The 18,989-nt window shown below is 62.1% G+C and carries 20 protein-coding genes; 11 read left to right on the top strand and 9 right to left on the bottom strand.

All coding sequences use genetic code 11. The annotated features are described in order from the left end of the window. Positions 1-49 precede the first annotated feature (49 nt). Together F3H26_RS00525 and secB are read left to right on the top strand one after the other, a co-directional pair. Positions 50-550 (top strand): FxsA family protein, encoded by a 501-nt coding sequence (locus tag F3H26_RS00525; protein ID WP_149774110.1) that lies wholly within the window; start codon positions 50-52, stop codon positions 548-550. A 54-nt stretch (positions 551-604) separates the two neighbouring features. Then, complete coding sequence (gene secB, locus F3H26_RS00520; protein WP_149774109.1) at positions 605-1,105, top strand: protein-export chaperone SecB; 501 nt, start codon at positions 605-607, stop codon at positions 1,103-1,105. Positions 1,106-1,130: 25 nt separating this feature from the next. Here secB and dnaQ read toward each other — a convergent pair whose 3' ends face one another. Genes dnaQ through F3H26_RS00500 form a run of 4 tightly spaced genes read right to left on the bottom strand, consistent with a single transcriptional unit; the run spans position 1,131 to position 3,865 of the window. Then, entirely contained in the window at positions 1,131-1,853 is a 723-nt protein-coding gene (gene dnaQ, locus F3H26_RS00515) for a DNA polymerase III subunit epsilon (RefSeq protein WP_149774108.1), read from the bottom strand. Further along, entirely contained in the window at positions 1,846-2,439 is a 594-nt protein-coding gene (gene coaE / locus F3H26_RS00510) for a dephospho-CoA kinase (RefSeq protein WP_149774107.1), read from the bottom strand. The genes dnaQ and coaE overlap by 8 nt, the downstream gene beginning before the upstream one ends. Continuing rightward, the gene (locus F3H26_RS00505; RefSeq protein ID WP_149774106.1) at positions 2,436-3,269 is read right to left on the bottom strand and encodes a shikimate dehydrogenase; all 834 of its coding nucleotides are present in this window, start codon (positions 3,267-3,269) and stop codon (positions 2,436-2,438) included. The genes coaE and F3H26_RS00505 overlap by 4 nt, the downstream gene beginning before the upstream one ends. Next, positions 3,266-3,865 (bottom strand): Maf family protein, encoded by a 600-nt coding sequence (locus F3H26_RS00500; protein ID WP_149774105.1) that lies wholly within the window; start codon positions 3,863-3,865, stop codon positions 3,266-3,268. The genes F3H26_RS00505 and F3H26_RS00500 overlap by 4 nt, the downstream gene beginning before the upstream one ends. Positions 3,866-4,268: 403 nt before the next feature. On the opposite strand from F3H26_RS00500, the gene F3H26_RS00495 reads away from it, so the two are divergent. From F3H26_RS00495 to F3H26_RS00465, 7 genes are all read left to right on the top strand, one after another. Beyond that, a complete protein-coding gene (locus tag F3H26_RS00495; RefSeq protein ID WP_149774104.1) occupies positions 4,269-4,718 on the top strand; it encodes a CopD family protein in 450 nt (149 codons plus the stop codon). Between the two features lie 135 nt (positions 4,719-4,853). Further along, entirely contained in the window at positions 4,854-6,125 is a 1,272-nt protein-coding gene (rho, locus tag F3H26_RS00490) for a transcription termination factor Rho (RefSeq protein ID WP_149774103.1), read from the top strand. A gap of 31 nt (positions 6,126-6,156) precedes the next feature. After that, positions 6,157-7,443, top strand: a complete 1,287-nt coding sequence (gene mnmE, locus F3H26_RS00485) for a tRNA uridine-5-carboxymethylaminomethyl(34) synthesis GTPase MnmE (RefSeq protein ID WP_149774102.1) — start codon at positions 6,157-6,159, stop codon at positions 7,441-7,443. 12 nt (positions 7,444-7,455) lie between these two features. Then, a complete protein-coding gene (gene mnmG, locus F3H26_RS00480) occupies positions 7,456-9,324 on the top strand; it encodes a tRNA uridine-5-carboxymethylaminomethyl(34) synthesis enzyme MnmG (RefSeq protein WP_149774101.1) in 1,869 nt (622 codons plus the stop codon). After that, positions 9,321-9,944: a 16S rRNA (guanine(527)-N(7))-methyltransferase RsmG gene (gene rsmG, locus F3H26_RS00475; protein WP_149774100.1), complete on the top strand. Its 624-nt coding sequence runs from the start codon at positions 9,321-9,323 to the stop codon at positions 9,942-9,944. The genes mnmG and rsmG overlap by 4 nt, the downstream gene beginning before the upstream one ends. Further along, entirely contained in the window at positions 9,937-10,740 is an 804-nt protein-coding gene (locus tag F3H26_RS00470) for a ParA family protein (protein WP_149774099.1), read from the top strand. Before rsmG ends, F3H26_RS00470 begins: the two co-directional genes overlap by 8 nt. A 20-nt stretch (positions 10,741-10,760) precedes the next feature. Continuing rightward, the gene (locus tag F3H26_RS00465; RefSeq protein ID WP_149774098.1) at positions 10,761-11,657 is read left to right on the top strand and encodes a ParB/RepB/Spo0J family partition protein; all 897 of its coding nucleotides are present in this window, start codon (positions 10,761-10,763) and stop codon (positions 11,655-11,657) included. Here F3H26_RS00465 and F3H26_RS00460 read toward each other — a convergent pair. From F3H26_RS00460 to rph, 4 genes are read right to left on the bottom strand one after another with little or no spacing between them, the layout of a single operon-like run. Further along, a complete protein-coding gene (locus tag F3H26_RS00460; RefSeq protein ID WP_149774097.1) occupies positions 11,647-12,000 on the bottom strand; it encodes a YbaN family protein in 354 nt (117 codons plus the stop codon). The genes F3H26_RS00465 and F3H26_RS00460 overlap by 11 nt on opposite strands. 2 nt (positions 12,001-12,002) lie before the next feature. After that, entirely contained in the window at positions 12,003-13,157 is a 1,155-nt protein-coding gene (hemW, locus tag F3H26_RS00455; protein WP_149774096.1) for a radical SAM family heme chaperone HemW, read from the bottom strand. Then, positions 13,147-13,761, bottom strand: a complete 615-nt coding sequence (rdgB, locus tag F3H26_RS00450; RefSeq protein ID WP_149774095.1) for an RdgB/HAM1 family non-canonical purine NTP pyrophosphatase — start codon at positions 13,759-13,761, stop codon at positions 13,147-13,149. The genes hemW and rdgB overlap by 11 nt, the downstream gene beginning before the upstream one ends. Continuing rightward, on the bottom strand, positions 13,758-14,471 hold the full coding sequence (gene rph / locus F3H26_RS00445; protein ID WP_149774094.1) for a ribonuclease PH: 714 nt from the start codon (positions 14,469-14,471) through the stop codon (positions 13,758-13,760). The genes rdgB and rph overlap by 4 nt, the downstream gene beginning before the upstream one ends. 113 nt (positions 14,472-14,584) lie before the next feature. Between rph and hrcA the strand changes: the two genes are divergently transcribed. Together hrcA and F3H26_RS00435 are read left to right on the top strand one after the other, a co-directional pair. Then, positions 14,585-15,649, top strand: a complete 1,065-nt coding sequence (gene hrcA / locus F3H26_RS00440) for a heat-inducible transcriptional repressor HrcA (protein WP_149774093.1) — start codon at positions 14,585-14,587, stop codon at positions 15,647-15,649. Between the two features lie 10 nt (positions 15,650-15,659). Beyond that, the gene (locus F3H26_RS00435; RefSeq protein ID WP_149774092.1) at positions 15,660-16,223 is read left to right on the top strand and encodes a nucleotide exchange factor GrpE; all 564 of its coding nucleotides are present in this window, start codon (positions 15,660-15,662) and stop codon (positions 16,221-16,223) included. A 33-nt stretch (positions 16,224-16,256) separates the two neighbouring features. Here the strand turns inward: F3H26_RS00435 and mutS are convergent, their stop codons facing one another. Continuing rightward, positions 16,257-18,869, bottom strand: coding sequence for a DNA mismatch repair protein MutS (gene mutS / locus F3H26_RS00430; RefSeq protein ID WP_149774320.1), 2,613 nt, complete (start codon positions 18,867-18,869; stop codon positions 16,257-16,259). Positions 18,870-18,989 lie beyond the last annotated feature (120 nt).

Raw genomic sequence — 18,989 nt, 5'->3', positions numbered from 1 at the left:
ACTGTTGGTGGCAAGTCCACAGCCCGGCCTATGGGAAAGGATAGCGCAAATGTACCTGTTCTTGGCATTTTTGTTGGTGCCGATCGTCGAAATCGCCCTGTTCATCCAGGTTGGCGGGCTGATCGGCCTGTGGCCGACGCTGGCGATCGTGTTGCTGACGGCGGTTCTGGGCACCGTGATGGTGCGCAACCAGGGGCGGATGGCGCTTGAGAAGCTGCAGCGCAGCTTTGCCGAACTGGACGACCCGACCGAGCCGCTGGCCAGCGGGGCGATGATCCTGGTCTCGGGCGTGCTGCTGCTGACGCCGGGGTTCTTTACCGATGGGCTGGGATTTGCGCTGCTGATCCCGGCGGTCAGGGCCGGCGTCTTCCGTTGGCTGAAGTCGCGCGTCACCGTCACGCAGTTCCAGATGGGCGGCGCAACGCGGCACGGCCCCGCGCAGGACCCGTTCGCGCCGGGCGACATCATCGACGGCGAATTCACCGAGATCCGCCCCCGTTCGAACCCGTCGCGCCCGTCGAAATGGGTGGAAGGCCCCCACCGGCATTGAGGTGCCGCGCCCAACTTGCTAAGCAGTGGCGAATTTCATTTTTGGAGCCGTTCCATGACCGAAGACACCGCCGCAGGCAACACCGAAGCCCCCGCCAACCCGCAAGTCAAAATGCGGGTTCTGGGCCAGTTCATCCGGGACATGTCGTTTGAAAACGTGATGGCGCAGAAGGGCATTGCGGGCGACGTTCAGCCCGAAATCTCGGTTCAGGTGAACCTGGATGCAAAAAAACGCCCGGTCGAACATCAGTTCGAAGTGTCGATCAAGCTCAAGCTGACCTCGAAGGCCAAGGGCATGGAGGACGTCCTGTTCCTGTGCGAGATCGACTATTGCGGGTTGTTCCACGTGGAAGGCGTGCCAGAGGACCAGCTGCACCCGTTCCTTCTGATCGAATGCCCGCGCATGCTGTTCCCGTTCCTGCGCCGGATCGTCAGCGACATCACCCGCGATGGCGGCTTCCCGCCGGTGAACCTGGACAGTATCGATTTCGTCGCGCTGTACCGCAACGAACTGATGCGCCGCCAGGCCGAACAGGCCAACAAGACCGAAGCCTGATAGGGATCCCCGCGCCTGGCTCGGGTCAGGTGCGGGTCCACAGGGCGTTGTCGCCCAGTTTCTTCACGAAAGCCTCATGCGCGGCGCGCTCCTCCGCGGTGATCCGCGGGGGCAGGGGCGCAGGCCGCGGGCCCGGGCGCCAGGTCTCGCCGCCACCGCTGGAGTCAGAGCGGGCTGCCGACAGGCCGAAATCGGGCTGCCGCCCGCCGATCAGCTCAAGATAGACTTCGGCCAGGATTTCCGAGTCGAGCAAGGCGCCGTGCAGAACCCGGTTCGAGTTGTCGATGTTGAACCGCCGGCACAGCGCATCCAGCGAGGCGGGCGAGCCGGGAAACCGCTTGCGCGCGATCGCCAGCGTGTCCAGCGCCTGCTCCATCGGGATCAGGGGCAGACCCATCCATCCCAGCTCGGCATTGAGGAATTTCATGTCGAAGGCGGCGTTGTGGATCACCAGCCGCGCATCGCCGACGAAATCGCGGAAGGCCTGCCCGATCTGGGCAAAAACGGGTTTGTCCTTCAGGGTGATCTGGCCGGGTTCGGGCTTTTGCGGCGGCTCCAGCAGGTCGGGGCCGATGCCGTGCACGCCGAAGGCCTCGGCCGGCATCGAACGTTCGGGGTTGATGTAGACGTGATAGGTCTCGCCCGTGGCGACGTGGTTCCACAGCTCGATGGCGCCGATCTCGACGATCCGGTCGCCGCTTTCGGGGTCGAATCCGGTGGTTTCCGTATCCAGTACGATTTCACGCATCTGCCAATCCTGCCCTGATCTGCCTGACCACATCCTGCACCTGTGCGCGGGCATGGTCCAGAGTGTCGGTGACGATCACGAAATCCGCCCGCGCGCATTTTTCGTCATTCGGCATCTGCTTGGCGCGGATCTGCTCGAACTGCGCCTCGGTCATCGTGCCCCGCGCCATGACGCGGCGCTTCTGCTCGTCTGCGGGAATGGAAACGCAGGCCACCGCATCCATTTGCGCGTCGCCGCCGGTTTCGAAAAGCAGCGGGATGTCAAAGACAAGTATGTCTGCCTTGGCCGCCTGTCGAAACGCCTCGCGATCCCGGGCCACCAGCGGGTGGACGATGGATTCGATCCGTTTCAACGCGGTCGGATCGGCGCTGATGATCCGTTTCAGGGCGTCGCGGCTGACCGCGCCATTCTCGATGGCCTCGGGGAAGGCCGCGCGGATCGGCGCGACCGCCGCGCCGCCTTCCGCATACAGCCGATGCACCGCGGCGTCGGCATCCCACACGGCGCAGCCTTCCTGCGCGAACAAGTCGGCGGTGGTGCTTTTGCCCATGCCGATGGACCCGGTCAAACCCAGAGAGAAGCTCATGCCAGAACCGCCGCGCGGGTTTCTTCGGTGACCTCGGGGCGCAGGCCGAACCACCGCTCGAACCCCGGCACCGCCTGATGCAGCAACATGCCCAGCCCATCGACGACCGTACAGCCGGCAGCCTCGGCCTGTTCCAGAAGGCGGGTCTTCAACGGTGCATAGACCAGATCGGTCACCACCGTTCCCGGCTGCAACCCGTCCAGCGGGACGCGCAGCTCGGGCTGACCCTGCATGCCCAGTGACGTGGTGTTCACCACCAGCTCGGCGTTTTCGATCACGTTTCCGGCCTGGACCCAATCGACCACGGTGATGCGCTGGCCGAATTCCTCTTTCAGGTGATCGGCGCGCGACCGCGTGCGGTTGGACAACAGGATCTCGGGCACGCCGGCCTCGGCCAGCGCCTGCAGCACCGCCCGCGCGGCACCGCCCGCGCCGAACACCACCGCCGGCCCGTCTTGCGGCACCCAATCCGGCGCACCCGCGCGCAGGTTCTGCATGAACCCGTACCCGTCGGTATTGTCCGCGTGGATCGAGCCATCGGCCCGGAACACCAGCGTATTCGCCGCCCCGATCACCGAAGCACGGTCCGACACGTGATCGGCCAGGCGCAACGCGGCCTCTTTGTGCGGAACGGTGACATTGGCCCCGACGAACCCGGCCTTGGGCAAGCTGCGCAGGACCGTTTCAAGATCGGCGGGTGCGACATCCATCGGCACATAATGGCCCGGCAATCCATAGGTCTTCAGCCAATAGCCGTGCAGGGCAGGCGATCGGGAATGGGCAATCGGGTGTCCGATGACCCCGGCCAGTGGAATGCGGTTGTCGGTCATTGTTCGATCACCCCTCGGACCGCAAGAAAGTTGAGCAGCTCCAGCAGGGGCATACCCAAGACGTTAAAATAGTCGCCGTCAATGCTGGTGAACAGGCGCACGCCTTCTTCCTCCAGCTTGTAGGCCCCGACGGCGTGGCGAATGCTGTCCCAGTTGCGCGCGACATAACCCTTCAGATAGGCATCCGAACTGGCGCGCATCCGCAACCGCACCTGCCCGACATGGCGCCAGAGCGGTTCGCCGTCCTGATAGATCACCGCCGCCGACAGCAGCATGTGACGCTTGCCGCGCATCGCCTTCAACTGCGCCAGCGCGTCCTCGGGCGTTTCGGACTTGGACAGCAGACGTCCGTCGAAATCCAGAACCTGGTCACAGCCCAGAACCATCGCGCCGGGCGTCTTGTCACTGATCTTGCGCGCCTTGAGCTCGGCCAGAGCGTCGGCGATGTCGCGCGGCGGCGCGCCCTCGGCCAGAAGCGCGCGTTTGGCGGTATCCTCGTCCACGCGGGCGACCTGGACGGAAAACGGCACCCCGGCGTTCCGCAGCAGCTGCGCGCGGATCTCGGACCCCGAGGCAAGGACGATGGGGACAGTCATGTGGAAAACCCCGTGGGCAAGTGGATCATTGGTCTTGAACGGTTTGTATGGTTTTCCGGTTGACACGCAAGCCCGCGATTTCGGCCTGAAACTTCCCTGAGTCGCCCGAAGACTGTCCTGTCGGGACAAGGATAACTCGGGATCTTGGGATTTCCTGTTCATCAAAAGATGTCCCTTGAGTTATCCCCAGAAAAGTTTGGACATCCTCATTTCAAATAATTGAATTTGCTTGCAAAAATTTGGTTTCAACAGAATCACGTAAAATCGGGATTCATTCATCCACCTGGGGAAAACTGGCGGACAAAACAATAATCCACGGATTTTGCCCACCCTACAAAACCATCATCCTTTCTCTTTTCTATTTTTTTTATTAGGGAGGGTCCGACCAGTGCCGGGAAACCCGATGACCGATCTTCTCTTCACGCTGTACCCTTGGGTGAAATCACTGCACATCATGGCGGTGATCTCGTGGATGGCGGGGCTGTTCTATCTGCCGCGCCTGTTCGTCTATCACGTCGAAAAGGCGCAGGCCGTCGACGGCGCGCCCGAGATCTTCTTTGAAATGGAAGAAAAACTGCTGCGTGTGATTATGCGACCGGCAATGATCGTGGCCTGGGTCTGCGGCCTGATCATGGTGTTCACGCCCGGCATCGTCGGGTGGGACTGGGCCTGGCCCTGGGTCAAGGGCGCGGCGGTGATCGGCATGACCTGGTTCCATCACTGGCTGATGGCCCGGCGCAAGGATTTCGTCGAAGGCCGCAACACGCTCACTGGGCGCCAGTACCGTATGATGAACGAGGTTCCGACCGTTTTGATGGTCATCATCGTTCTGGCGGTCATTCTGAAGTTCTGAGGGCCATTTCCGCAGCGGTTTGACTCGGGCGGCGACCGGCCTTATGTAGGGGGCAACCCATCCGTCCGGATGGCGCATCTTCCTGTTTGAAATTCAACGCTGTGCCGCACCCTTGCGGCCAAGGTCCGTATCATCATGACAACCGAATCCCTGAATCTGTCCGATCTGAAGGCCAAAAGCCCCAAAGACCTTCTGGCCATGGCCGAAGAGCTCGAGATCGAAAACGCCTCGACCATGCGCAAGGGCGAGATGATGTTCCAGATCCTGCGCGAACGCGCGGATGAAGGCTGGACCGTGGGCGGTGACGGCGTGCTCGAGGTGCTGCAGGACGGTTTCGGCTTTCTGCGCTCGCCCGAGGCGAACTATCTGCCCGGCCCGGATGACATCTATGTCTCGCCCGAGATGATCCGCCAGCACTCGCTGCGCACCGGCGACACGGTCGAGGGCGAGATCAAGGCCCCCGAAGAAAACGAGCGCTATTTCGCGCTGACCAAGGTCACCAAGATCAATTTCGAAGACCCGGAAAAGGCCAGGCACAAGATCCTGTTCGACAACCTGACGCCGCTTTATCCGAACGAACGGCTGAAGATGGAGATCGAGGATCCCACGATCAAGGATAAGTCCGCGCGGGTGATCGACCTGGTGGCGCCGATCGGCAAGGGCCAGCGGTCGCTGATCGTGGCGCCGCCGCGGACCGGTAAGACGGTGATCCTGCAGAACATCGCGCATTCGATCGAGCGCAACCACCCGGAATGCTACCTGATCGTCCTGCTGATCGACGAACGCCCCGAAGAGGTGACCGACATGCAGCGTTCGGTGAAGGGCGAGGTGGTGTCCTCGACCTTTGACGAGCCCGCATCGCGCCACGTCGCCGTGTCGGAAATGGTGATCGAAAAAGCCAAGCGTTTGGTCGAGCACAAACGAGATGTTGTGATTCTTCTCGACTCGATCACAAGGCTTGGTAGGGCCTTCAACACCGTGGTGCCGTCCTCGGGCAAGGTTCTGACCGGTGGTGTGGACGCCAACGCGCTGCAGCGGCCCAAGCGGTTCTTCGGCGCGGCCCGGAACATCGAAGAGGGTGGTTCGCTGACCATCATCGCCACCGCGCTGATCGACACCGGCAGCCGGATGGACGAAGTGATCTTCGAAGAATTCAAGGGCACCGGCAACTCGGAAATCGTTCTGGACCGCAAGATCGCCGACAAACGCGTGTTCCCGGCCATCGACATCCTCAAATCCGGCACCCGGAAAGAGGATCTGCTGGTCGACAAGGGCGATCTGCAGAAAACCTTCGTGCTGCGCCGGATCCTCAACCCGATGGGCACGACGGATGCAATCGAGTTCCTGCTGTCCAAGCTGAAACAGACCAAGACCAACTCCGAGTTCTTCGACTCGATGAATACCTGATACGGTCTTGTAACCGACGCGAGGCCTTCGAATGGATACGATATTCGCCTTGGCCAGCGCGCAGGGCAAAGCTGGCGTGGCGGTCATCCGTCTGTCCGGGCCATTGGCGCATCGGGCCGCGGCGGAGCTGTCGGGTGGTGACTTGCCGGCGCGCGGGATGCGGGTGCGCGAATTTCGCGCGCCTGACGGCTCGCGCCTGGACGATGGCCTGGTGTTGACCTTTCAAGGACCGGCCAGTTTCACCGGCGAAGACGTGGCCGAACTTCAGATCCATGGCAGTACGGCCGCGGTCAATGCGGTGTTGCGTACGCTGGCTGACATGGATGGGTTGCGGATGGCCGAGCCCGGCGAATTCACCCGGCGCGCGCTCGAGAACGGCAAGCTGGATCTGGCCCAGGTGGAAGGCCTGGCCGATCTGATCGACGCGGAAACCGAGGCGCAGCGCAAACAGGCCCAGACGATCCTGGCCGGAGAGTTGGGGAACCTGGCCGAGCGCTGGCGGCGCGACCTGATCCGGGCGGCCTCGCTGCTCGAGGCGGTGATCGATTTTGCCGACGAGGAGGTTCCCACGGATGTGACGCCCGAGGTGCGGCAGTTGATTGCCGGGGTGATGGGCGATCTGGACCGCGAGTCGCGGGGGGTGAGAATTGCCGAGCGCATTCGGACCGGTTTCGAGGTGGCGATCGTCGGGCCGCCGAATGCCGGTAAATCAACGCTTTTGAATGCCCTGGCCGGGCGCGAGGCGGCGATCACCTCGGAATATGCCGGCACCACGCGCGACGTGATCGAGGTTCGGATGGATCTGGCCGGCCTGCCGGTGACTTTGCTGGACACGGCCGGCTTGCGCGAAACCCGGGATCACGTCGAAAATCTGGGTATCGCATTGGCGCGGGACAGGGCGGACAAGGCCGATCTGCGGGTTTTTCTGACCGAGGATCCTGATCGGTTGGGAATCGCTTTTCAGCCCGGGGATATTCATGTTCTGCCGAAATCCGATCTGCGCGGTGAATCCGAATTCGGTGTTTCAGGAAAGACCGGGCAGGGTGTGGATCAGTTGATTGACCAGATATCGCGTGTTCTGAGCGATCGAACCGCAACATCTGGAATTGCAACGCGAGAACGCCATCGAGCCGCCATGCAACGCGCATCTGCGGCTTTGACCGAAACGTTGAAGGTTCTGGAATCGGGTCCCGACCTGTATGATATTACAGCGGAAGAATTGCGCACTGCCATCCGCGCGCTGGAATCGCTTGTGGGCCGGGTAGATGTCGAGAACCTGCTGGACGAGATCTTTGCCAGCTTCTGTCTTGGAAAATAGGGAGTGTTTCACGTGAAACATTCACAGTTTGATGTCGTGGTGATCGGGGCCGGCCACGCCGGTGCCGAGGCCGCTCATGCCGCCGCGCGATTGGGCGCGAATACGGCGCTGGTCACGCTGTCCGAGACGGACATCGGTGTCATGTCGTGCAATCCGGCCATCGGAGGGTTGGGCAAGGGTCATCTGGTCCGCGAGATCGATGCCTTGGATGGAGTCATGGGCCGAGTCGCGGACCGGGCAGGTATCCAGTTTCGCCTGCTCAACCGCCGAAAGGGGCCGGCCGTTCAGGGGCCGCGCGCTCAGGCTGACCGGGCGTTGTACCGGGCGGCCATGCAGTCGGAAACGCGGAAACGTCACAACCTGACCGTCGTGACCGGAGAAGTCGTTGATTTTCGGATGGATGGTCCACGTGTTGTCGGGGTTGTTCTGGGCGATGGTTCGGAGATTCCCGCAAAAGCGGTGATCCTGACGTCTGGCACGTTCCTTCGGGGGGTGATTCATATCGGAGATGTCCAGCGCCCTGGCGGACGTATGGGCGACCGACCTTCAGTCAGGTTGGCCGAACGTCTGGACAGCTATGACCTTCCGATGGGCCGTTTGAAGACTGGAACCCCGCCGCGTTTGGATGGACGTACTATCGACTGGAGCGGTCTGGAGCACCAGGAAGGGGATGCGGATCCCACCTTGTTTTCTTTCCTGTCGAAGGCGGTAGAAGCGCCTCAGATCGCGTGCGGAATCACTCATACCAACAGCCGCACCCATGACATCATCGAGAAAAACCTGAAGCGCTCTGCCATGTATGGCGGCCATATCGAGGGCGTCGGCCCGCGTTACTGCCCGTCGATCGAGGACAAGATCGTGCGCTTTGCGGAAAAGGACTCGCACCAGATTTTTCTCGAGCCCGAAGGTGTCAATGACCATACGATCTATCCCAACGGGATTTCGACATCGCTTCCGCAGGATGTACAGGTTGAATACGTCCGGACGATCAAGGGATTGGAAAACGCCGAAATCCTTCAACCCGGCTATGCGATTGAATATGACTATATCGACCCGCGCGTATTGACGGCATCTTTGTCGTTGCCAGATATCCCGGGCCTATATCTTGCAGGCCAGATCAACGGCACCACAGGATATGAGGAGGCGGCAGCGCAAGGTCTGGTTGCCGGTCTGAACGCCGCACTGGTCGTCAAAGGGCGAGAGCCGGTCCATTTCACCCGTTCCAACAGCTATATCGGCGTGATGATCGATGATTTGACCACCCGCGGCGTTGCAGAACCCTATCGGATGTTCACGTCCCGGGCCGAGTTCCGCCTGTCGCTGCGTGCGGACAATGCCGACCAACGGTTGACACCCGTCGGTTTGGAAATCGGCTGCGTGGGTGAAGCGCGCCGGGCGGCATTCCAAGACAAGATGGAGAAACTGGCCTCGGTGAAGCAGAAGCTTTCCGGCCAGACCTTCACGCCAAAACAAATTCAATCCGTGGGAATTGACGTCAACCAGGATGGAAATCGACGTGACGGTATGGCGATCCTTGCTTTCCCATCAGTATGTTTTGAAGACCTGATGCCTTTGGTCGATGGTCTGGATGATGTCGCGCCCGATATCCGGCGGCAGATTGAGCGTGACGCGCTGTATGCGAACTACATCGCGCGTCAGCAGAAAGATGTTGAAGCATTGAAGCGGGATGAAGCCTATGAAATCCCAATGGATTTCGACTATTTCGCGCTCGACGGGCTGTCCTCTGAGATGAAGCAGAAGCTGTCTCATGCGCGCCCGGCCAATATCGCACAGGCCAGCCGGATCGAAGGGGTGACGCCCGCTGCGCTGACCTTGGTTTTGGCAAAGCTCCGCCGGGATCAAAAAGCGCGCCCGGCATGACCACCAGTTTCACAGCAACGCCGGACAGCTTGAGTGTTTCACGTGAAACATTCGATCGGTTGCGCCTGTATGTCGACCTGTTGAAGAAATGGAACGCCAGAATCAACTTGGTGTCGCGCAAAACACTGGCTGAGGTCTGGTCGCGTCACATCCTGGATTCGGTTCAGGTCTTTCGTCAAGTGAACGAATTTGACCACTGGGCGGATCTTGGAAGCGGCGGGGGCTTTCCAGGGCTCGTTTGCGCTGTCATGTCCATTGAGATTCAGCCCCAGGCCCGGTTCACTCTTGTCGAAAGCGATCAACGAAAATCGGCTTTTCTGCGCACGGTCATACGCGAGACGGGTGCAAACTGCTCGGTCATCTCCAAGCGAATCGAGATGGCGGACCCGCTGAAGGCCGACGTTCTGTCGGCCCGGGCCCTGGCCGATCTGACGACGCTTTTGTCTTTCTGTGACAGGCATTTGCAAAAAAACGGCGTTGCACTGTTCCCAAAAGGCGCCATCTGGAAAAAAGAGCTGGAGGATGCGCAGCGGGAATGGAAATTCGACGCCGAGCCGATTAAAAGTTTGACTGAACCTCAGGCTGTCATCCTCAAGATCAAAGGAGTCTCACGTGGTTGATCTGTCGCGCCCGGCCGGACCTCGGATTATCGCCGTGGCCAACCAGAAAGGCGGGGTGGGAAAGACGACGACGGCAATCAATCTGGCAGCCGGTCTGGCCGAAGCGGGCTGCAAGGTTCTCGTGGTCGATCTGGATCCGCAAGGCAACGCGTCCACGGGGCTGGGCGTCGAGGATCGGGATTGGACGACCTATGACCTGATTCTCGATGAGGCGCCCCTGGCAGCGGTTGTGCAGGAGACCGAACTGGAGAACCTGTACATCATTCCGGCAACCGTTGACCTGAGCTCGGCCGATATCGAGCTGATTTCAAATGAAAAACGCAGTTATCTTCTGCATGACGCCCTGCGTCAGCCGGCCATTGATGCTTTTGGGCTGGATTTCATCCTGATCGACTGTCCGCCATCGCTGAACCTTCTGACGGTCAACGCGATGGTCGCGGCACATTCGGTTCTGGTTCCCTTGCAGAGCGAGTTCTTTGCGCTGGAAGGTCTGTCGCAATTGATGCTGACGATCCGCGAGGTTCGTCAGACTGCGAATCCCGATCTCAGAATCGAAGGTGTTGTGTTGACCATGTATGACAACCGCAACAAATTGTCCCGGCAGGTCGAAAAGGACGCCCGTGACAACTTGGGCGAGATGGTATTTAAAACCAAGATACCCAGAAACGTCCGGGTCAGCGAGGCACCGTCTTTTGCAATGCCGGTGTTGCAGTATGATTCGGGGTCTTTGGGCGCCATGGCTTATCGGCACCTGGCGCGCGAGATCATGCAGAAGAACAAGAAAATGGCTGTCTGAACGGCTGTCAGGAGGGCGAAATGAGCGCCAAGAAAGCAAAACCAAGGGGGCTGGGGCGCGGGTTGTCCGCATTGATGGCGGATGTCACGCAGGAACCGCAGGGGCAGGAACCAGCCGCGCCGCGTCGACCGGACATGAAAGTTCCGATCGAAAAGCTGCGGGCCAATCCGAACCAGCCGCGCCGCACCTTTTCGCAAGAGCAGTTGGACGAACTGGCCGCCTCGGTCAAGGAAAAGGGCATCATCCAGCCCCTGATCGTGCGTCCCGTCGGGGGGGGCCAATACGAGATTGTCGCCGGTGAGCGCCGGTGGCGCGCCGCGCAGATGGCGCAACTGCATGACATTCCGGTCATCGTGCGCGAGTTCGACGACACCGAGGTGCTGGAAGTCGCCATCATCGAAAACATCCAGCGGGCCGATCTGAACGCCGTGGAAGAGGCTGCCGGTTACAAGCAGTTGATGGATCGGTTCGGCCACACGCAAGAGAAACTGGCCGAAGCCCTGGGCAAGAGCCGCAGCCACATTGCCAACCTGTTGCGTCTGCTGTCCCTGCCCGCAGACGTTCAAGCCCTTGTCGTCGAAGGAAAATTGTCGGCCGGACACGCCCGTGCCCTGATCACGGCCGAAAACCCGTCTGAATTGGCAAAGACCGTGGTCAAAGAGGGGTTGTCGGTTCGGGCGACCGAAGCCTTGGTCAAAAAGCAGCAGCAGAACGACACGGACAAGGCAGCGCCGCGCTCCCGCAACCTGTATGCGGGAAAGGATGCCGATACCCGGGCGTTGGAAAAGGATCTGTCGGCGATCCTGGCGATGAAGGTGGTCATCAACCACAAGCCGGGAACCGAGACGGGGCAGGTTGTGCTGACCTATGAAAACCTGGATCAGCTGGATGATCTCTGTGCCAAGCTCAGCCGCTAGGGCGTGACCAGATAAAGATCATGACCGCACCCAGGGTCACGGCCTGAATGATCAGGACATGAACCGGAACCGAGACCAGAACGGACAGGCCAAAGACGGCGGCAACCGACAGGGTGGCCGCCTTTTTTGCCGCCGGCCGGATCGCGCCCGAGCTTTGCCAGTCGACAATCAGCGGGCCGAAGGTCCGGTGCGTCAGCAACCAGGTGTGCAGCCGGGTTGAGGACCGGGCAAAGAAAAACGCCGCCAGCAGCAGGAACGGAACCGTGGGCAGCAGGGGCAGGACGACCCCGATCATCGCCAGCGCGACGCAGATCAATCCCATTGTAGCCCACAGATAGTGCATCTCTACTCCAGCAATTCCCGGATCACCGCATTTAGGACGGCGCGGCCGTCCGCGGTGGCTGCCAGACGGTTTTCCTGTTGGGTGATCATCCCGATCTCTTGCAGATAGTCCAGTTTGGTCTGCGGCAAAGAGCGCCCGGCCAAGCGACAATACCGATCTATATCTAGACCTTTTGTCAATCGAAGACACATCATGAGGTATTCGTTCGCCTGTTCTTCGGCGGTCAGGGGGGTCCGCAGCTTTTCGCCATTTCCGCGCGCGGTGGCCTTCAGCCACGCGGTCGGTGCCAGATGGGTTTCGGTTGCGATCCGTTGGCCATCTACCGTGATCCGCCCATGGGCGCCCGGTCCGATGCCGACATAATCGCCATAGCGCCAATAGATCAGGTTGTGCCGCGACTCGGCCCCGGGAACGGCGTGGTTCGACACCTCGTAGGCGGGCATGCCGTGGGCTTCGCAGATCTCTTGCGTGGCCAGATACATGTCGGCTGCGCTGTCGTCCTCGGGCAGGCCACGCAGCTTGCCGACTGAATAGCGGTCGCCGAATGCGGTGCCGGCCTCGATGGTCAACTGGTACAGCGACAGATGGTCGATCGCCATCGACAGCGCCTCGGTCAGCTCGGCGCGCCAGTCCTCAAGCGTCTGGTACTGGCGGGCATAGATCAGGTCAAAGCTGACCCGGTCGAAACAGCTGCGGGCGATGTCGAAGGCGGCGCGGGCCTCGGCCACGCTGTGGATGCGGCCCAGCCGCCGCAGATCTTCGTCATTCATTGCCTGAATGCCCATCGAGATCCGGTTCACACCGGCATCGCGATAACCGGCGAACCGTCCGGCCTCGACCGAGCCGGGATTGGCCTCGAGCGTGATTTCCATGTCATTGGCGGGCCGCCAAAGGCTGCGGGCGGCGTCGATCACGGCGGCGACGGTTTCGGGCGCCATCAGCGACGGGGTGCCGCCGCCAAAGAAGATCGTGTTCAGAACCCGCTCGGGGGTTTCGGTGGCCGAGCGTTTCAGCTCGGATAGATAGGCGTCAAGCCATTGTTTTTGATCAATATTTATGGAAACATGGCTGTTGAAGTCGCAATAGGGGCACTTGGCCTCGCAAAAGGGCCAATGCACGTACAGGCCAAAGCCCCCGTTGCGCCAATCATCCGCCAAAGCAGCCTTTCACGAACAGCTCGACCGCGCGGGCGCGGTGGCTGATCTTGTTCTTTTCCCACCGATCCATCTCGGCGAAAGTAACGTCGTACCCATCGGGGACGAACATCGGGTCATAGCCGAACCCGTCCTTGCCGCGGATCGGCCAGACCAGATGACCGGGTGCGACGCCCTCGAACACCTCGTCATGGCCGTCGGGCCAGGCCAGCACCAGCGTACAGCGGAACTGGGCGGTGCGTGGATGCGGGGCGTTGCGCGCCTCAAGCTCTTCATGCGCGCGGGTCATGGCCATCAGGAAATCGCGACCGTTTCCGGTTTCGGCCCAGTCGGCGGTGTACACGCCCGGCGCACCGTCCAGCGCATCGATGGTGATGCCGGAATCGTCGGACAGGGCGGGCAGGCCGGTGGCCTGTGCGGCGGCGTGGGCCTTGATGCGCGCATTGCCGACGAACGTGTCCTCGGTCTCTTCGGGTTCGGGCAGGTTCATCTCGGCCGCGCCCAGGACGGTCACGCCAAAGGGCTCGAGCAGATGGGCCATCTCCTCGAGCTTGCCTTTGTTGTGCGTGGCCACCAGCAGCCGATCGCCTTCGAACCGGCGGGTCATGCGGTGGCGGCCTTTTGCGCGGCCACCAGCTCGGACACGCCTTTTTCGGCCAGTTCCATCAGCTGATCCATCTGCGCGCGGCTGAAGACGGAACCTTCGGCGCTCATCTGCACCTCGATCAGCTTGCCGGATCCGGTCATGATGAAGTTGCCGTCAACGCCGGCCTCGCTGTCTTCGGGATAGTCGAGGTCCAGAACCGGCTGTCCGGCATAGATGCCGCAGGACACGGCGGCGACCGGATCGACCAGCGGGTCCGTGATCACGTCGCCGGTCTTCATCAGCTTGTTCACCGCCAGCCTCAGCGCGACCCAGCCGCCGGTGATCGAGGCGCAGCGGGTGCCGCCATCGGCCTGCAGCACGTCACAATCGACGGTGATCTGGCGTTCGCCCAGGGCGACACGGTCGACCCCGGCGCGCAGGGCCCGGCCGATCAGGCGCTGGATTTCCACGGTCCGGCCACCCTGTTTGCCGCTGGCGGCCTCGCGCCGCATCCGGGTGTTGGTCGCGCGGGGCAGCATGCCGTATTCGGCGGTGACCCAGCCCAGGCCCGACCCCTTGATGAAAGGCGGCACGCGATCCTCGATCGTGGCGGTGCACAGAACATGGGTGTCGCCGATCTTGATCAGGCAGGAACCTTCGGCATGTTTGGTGAACCCGGTCTCGATTGAAACCGGGCGCATTTCGCTTAAATCTCGTCCAGAGGGTCGCATGAGATATCCTTTGTCTGCTGGCTTGGGGATACCGCCCGGCGCGGCAGCGATGCAACCCCGATTGACCTTTCTGTTGGCAGCTATTTAATGACCACCCAGCAAAAGGATCGCCGATGAGTGAAGCGAGCAAAATTCTGGACGAGATGAACGACCGGTCGCGCGAGGTGTTCCGGCTGATCGTCGAGAACTATCTCGAAAGCGGCGAGCCGGTGGGAAGCCGGACCTTGACCCGGTCGCTGAGCGAGAAGGTCAGCGCCGCGACCGTGCGCAACGTGATGCAGGATCTGGAATTCCTGGGCCTGTTGGACAGTCCTCATGTCAGCGCCGGGCGGGTGCCGACCCAAATGGGGCTGCGCATGTTCGTGGACGGGCTGCTGGAAGTCAGCGACCTGGGCGAGGAAGACCGGAAGAAGCTGGACGAAACCTTGGGCAGCAACGCCGGCGACGTCAGCGGCATGCTCGACCGGGTCGGCGCGGCGCTGTCGAACGTGACGCGCGGGGCGTCTCTGGTTCTGACGCCCAAGCACGAGGCCGGGATCAAGCATATCGAATTCGTGTCCCTGGGCCATGACCGGGCGCTTGTGGTTCTTGTGTTCTCGGACGGGCACGTGGAAAACCGCCTGTTCACGCCGCCGCCGGGGCAGACACCCAGCTCGATGCGCGAGGCGGCCAATTTCCTCAACGCCCTGATCGAGGGCCGAACGCTGTCCGATGTGCACCGCATGATCCAGACCGAGATTGCCGCGCGCCGGCAAGAGATCGACGTGCTGGCGCGCGAGCTGGTCGAAAGCGGCCTTGCGGCCTGGGAGGGCGAAGAGACGGACTCGGCGCGGCTGATCGTGCGCGGGCGGGCGAATCTGCTGGGCGACACCGGTCAGGAGGAAGAACTGGAGCGGATCCGGGTCCTGTTCGACGACCTGGAGCGCAAGCGCGACATCGCCGAATTCCTCGAATTGACCGAGGAAGGCGAAGGCGTGCGCATTTTTATAGGGTCCGAGAACAAACTTTTCTCACTTTCGGGTTCCTCTTTGGTGGTGTCTCCTTATATGAACGCTGATCGAAAGATAATCGGCGCCGTTGGCGTGATCGGGCCGACACGTCTGAACTATGGGCGGATCGTGCCGATCGTGGACTATACGGCGCAGCTGGTCGGCAAGCTGATTTCCGACCGGAGCTAGAGGGTAAAAGATGGCAGAGCCGAAGAACGAAGAATTTCTGGACGACATTGCAACTGCCGAGGCGGAAGAACTGGCCGAGGAATTGGCCGAGATCAGCGAGGAAGCGCTGGAACTGGATGCCCTGAAGGCCGAGCGCGACGAGCTGCGCGACAAGTTCATGCGCGCCTTGGCGGATGCGGAAAACGCACGCAAGCGCGGTGACAAGGCCCGCCGCGAGGCCGAACAATACGGCGGGTCCAAGCTGGCGCGCGACATGCTGCCTGTCTATGACAGCATGAAGCGCGCGCTCGAGGCCGCGAGCGACGAGCAGCGCGAAGTTGCCGCCGGTCTGATCGAAGGCGTCGAGCTGACCATGCGCATGCTCAGGGACGTGTTCAAGAAACACGGGATCGAGGTCATCGCGCCCGAGGTCGGCGACAAGTTCGACCCGAACCTGCACGAAGCCATGTTCGAAGCCCCGGTGCCGGGCACCAAGGCGGGCGAGATCATCCAGGTCTCGGCCGAAGGATTCATGCTGCATGACCGCCTGCTGCGTCCGGCGCAGGTGGGGGTCAGCTCGACCCCGGCCAGCTGACGGGCCAGTGGTTGTGAAAATTGAATGGGGCGGTCAGGATCTGGCCGCCTCTTTCAGTTTGTAGATCAGGTCCAGCGCCTCGCGCGGGGTCAGCTCGTCCGGCATGATGTCCTTGAGCATCTCGTCCACTGCCGAGGTTTTCGGCGCGGGCGGCGGCGGTGGTGCAGCAGAAAACAGCGGCAGATCGTCGATCAGGGCCTTCTGCTTGCCGCCTTCGCGCTCGGTCTTCTCCAACTGGTCCAGAACCACGCGTGCGCGCTCGACGACCGAAGCCGGCAGGCCGGCCAGCTGCGCGACCTGCACGCCATAGGACCGATCGGCCGCGCCCTTGTGGACCTCGTGCAGGAAGATCACTTCGCCCTCCCATTCCTTGACCGCGACGGTCGCGTTTTCGACGCCCTCCAGCTTGCCGGCCAGCGCGGTCAGTTCGTGGTAATGGGTGGCGAACAACGCCCGGCAGCGGTTGGCGGCGTGCAGATGTTCCAGCGTGGCCCAGGCGATGGACAGGCCGTCATAGGTGGCGGTGCCACGCCCGATTTCATCGAGGATCACCAGCGCCCGGTCATCGGCCTGGTTGAGGATGGCCGCGGTTTCCACCATCTCGACCATGAACGTCGATCGGCCCCGCGCCAGATCGTCCGAGGCACCCACGCGGCTGAACAGCTGGCTGACCAGCCCGATATGCGCGCGCTCGGCCGGAACGAAACTGCCCATCTGCGCCAGCAGGGCAATCAGCGCGTTCTGGCGCAGGAAGGTCGATTTACCCGCCATGTTGGGACCGGTCAGCAGCCAGATGGCCGCACCATCCTCGGCGCTGAGGTCGCAATCATTGGCGATGAAGGCATCACCGGATTGCTGGCGCAGCGCGTGTTCCACCACCGGATGACGGCCGGCGACGATATCGAAGGCGCGCGAGCCGTCCACCTGCGGGCGGCACCAGTTCTCGCCCCGTGCCAGATCGGCCAGCGCGGTGGTCAGGTCCAGCTCGGCCAGCCCTCGCGCGGCCTGGTTGATGTGGGCAGCCTGCGCCAGAATCTCGTCAGAAAGCCTTTGATAGAGCCGCTTTTCGATCTCCAATGCCAAATTTCCGGCGTTCAGGATGCGGGTTTCGATCTCGCTGAGTTCGACCGTGGTGAACCGCACCTGGTTGGCGGTTGTCTGACGGTGGATATAGGTCTCGCTGAACGGCGGGTTCAGCATCTTCTCGGCATGGGTGGCCGTGGTTTCGATGAAATAGCCCAGCACGTTGTTGTGCTTGATCTTCAACGAGGCGATGCCGGTATGTTCCGCGTATTTCTGCTGAAACCCGGCAATGACCGAGCGCCCCTCGTCGCGCAGGGTGCGGGCCTCGTCCAGTTCTGCGTCGAAACCGGGGGCGATGAAGCCGCCATCGCGCGCCAGCAGCGGCGGGTCGGCGACCAGCGCCTGATCCAGCAGGTCGAGCAGGTCGTCGAAGCCCACGAGGTTCTGCACCGCGGTTGCCAGCAGCACCGGCAGGTCCTGCCCGGCGCAGATCTCGGCAATGGCCTGTGCCTGCGCCAACCCGTTGCGGATGGCGGCCAAGTCGCGCGGGCCGCCACGCTCGAGCGACAGGCGCGACAGGGCGCGGTCCAGATCGGGGGTCTTGCGCAGCGCCTCGCGCAGATCGGCCGCGATCAGGCTGTCCTGGGCGGCAAAATCCACCGCATCCAGCCGGGCATGGATCACGTCCAGATTGCGCGAGGGGCTGGACAGGCGTTGTTCCAACAGGCGCGCGCCGCCCGGGGTCACCGTCCGGTCCACCACCGACAGCAGCGATCCGGCCCGTCCGCCCGACAAAGATCGCGTCAGTTCCAGGTTGCGGCGGGTGGCCGCGTCGATCTGCACGACGCGATCCTCGGATTCCTTCATCGGCGTCTGCAGCAGCGGCAGTTTGCCCTTCTGCGTGATTTCCAGATAGTCGATCAGCGCGCCCATGGCCGAGATCTCGGCCCGGCCAAAGCTGCCGAACGCGTCCAGCGTGCCCACGTGAAACAGCCCGCAGATGCGTTTTTCTGCCGCAGTGCTGTCGAAACTGGCCCGCCCGATGGGGGTGAGCGCGATGCCCAGGTCTTGGACCGTGTCGCGCAGATTGGCCTCGGCGCCATCGGCCACAATCAGCTCGGACGGGGCCAGCCGGGCCAGCTCGGGGCTGAGGCGCACCGAGGTCAGCGGCATCACGTGAAACGCCCCGGTCGAAATGTCGGCCCAGGCCAGCGCGGCCTCGTCGCGCACCTCGGCATAGGCGGCCAGAAAATTGTGGCGGCGCGCCTCGAGCAGGGCGTCCTCGGTCAGGGTGCCGGGGGTGACAAGGCGCACGACATCGCGCTTTACCACCGATTTAGAGCCTCTTTTCTTGGCCTCGGCCGGGCTTTCCATCTGTTCGCAGACGGCGACGCGAAAGCCCTTGCGGATCAGCGTCAGCAGATAGCCCTCGGCCGAATGCACCGGCACGCCGCACATGGGGATGTCTTCACCATTGTGCTTGCCGCGCTTGGTCAGGGCGATGTCCAGCGCCTCGGCGGCGTTCACGGCATCCTCGAAGAACATCTCGTAGAAATCGCCCATGCGATAGAACAGCAGGGCGTCTTTGTTGGCCTCTTTGATTTCCAGGTATTGCGCCATCATCGGCGTGACGTTGGACAAGGCTGCTCCCCTCTGGCGTATTCCGGGCGCGACCTTACAAATCCCCCAACCGCGACGAAAGGTGAAATCGCATAGTCGTTGAGGCGCGCCCCCGCCTGCGGT

The organism is Ruegeria intermedia (genome assembly GCF_900129345.1).
GTDB lineage: Bacteria > Pseudomonadota > Alphaproteobacteria > Rhodobacterales > Rhodobacteraceae > Ruegeria > Ruegeria intermedia.
The sequence above is the reverse complement of the archived record's forward strand: the minus strand, read 5'-3'. Positions and strand labels throughout refer to the sequence as shown.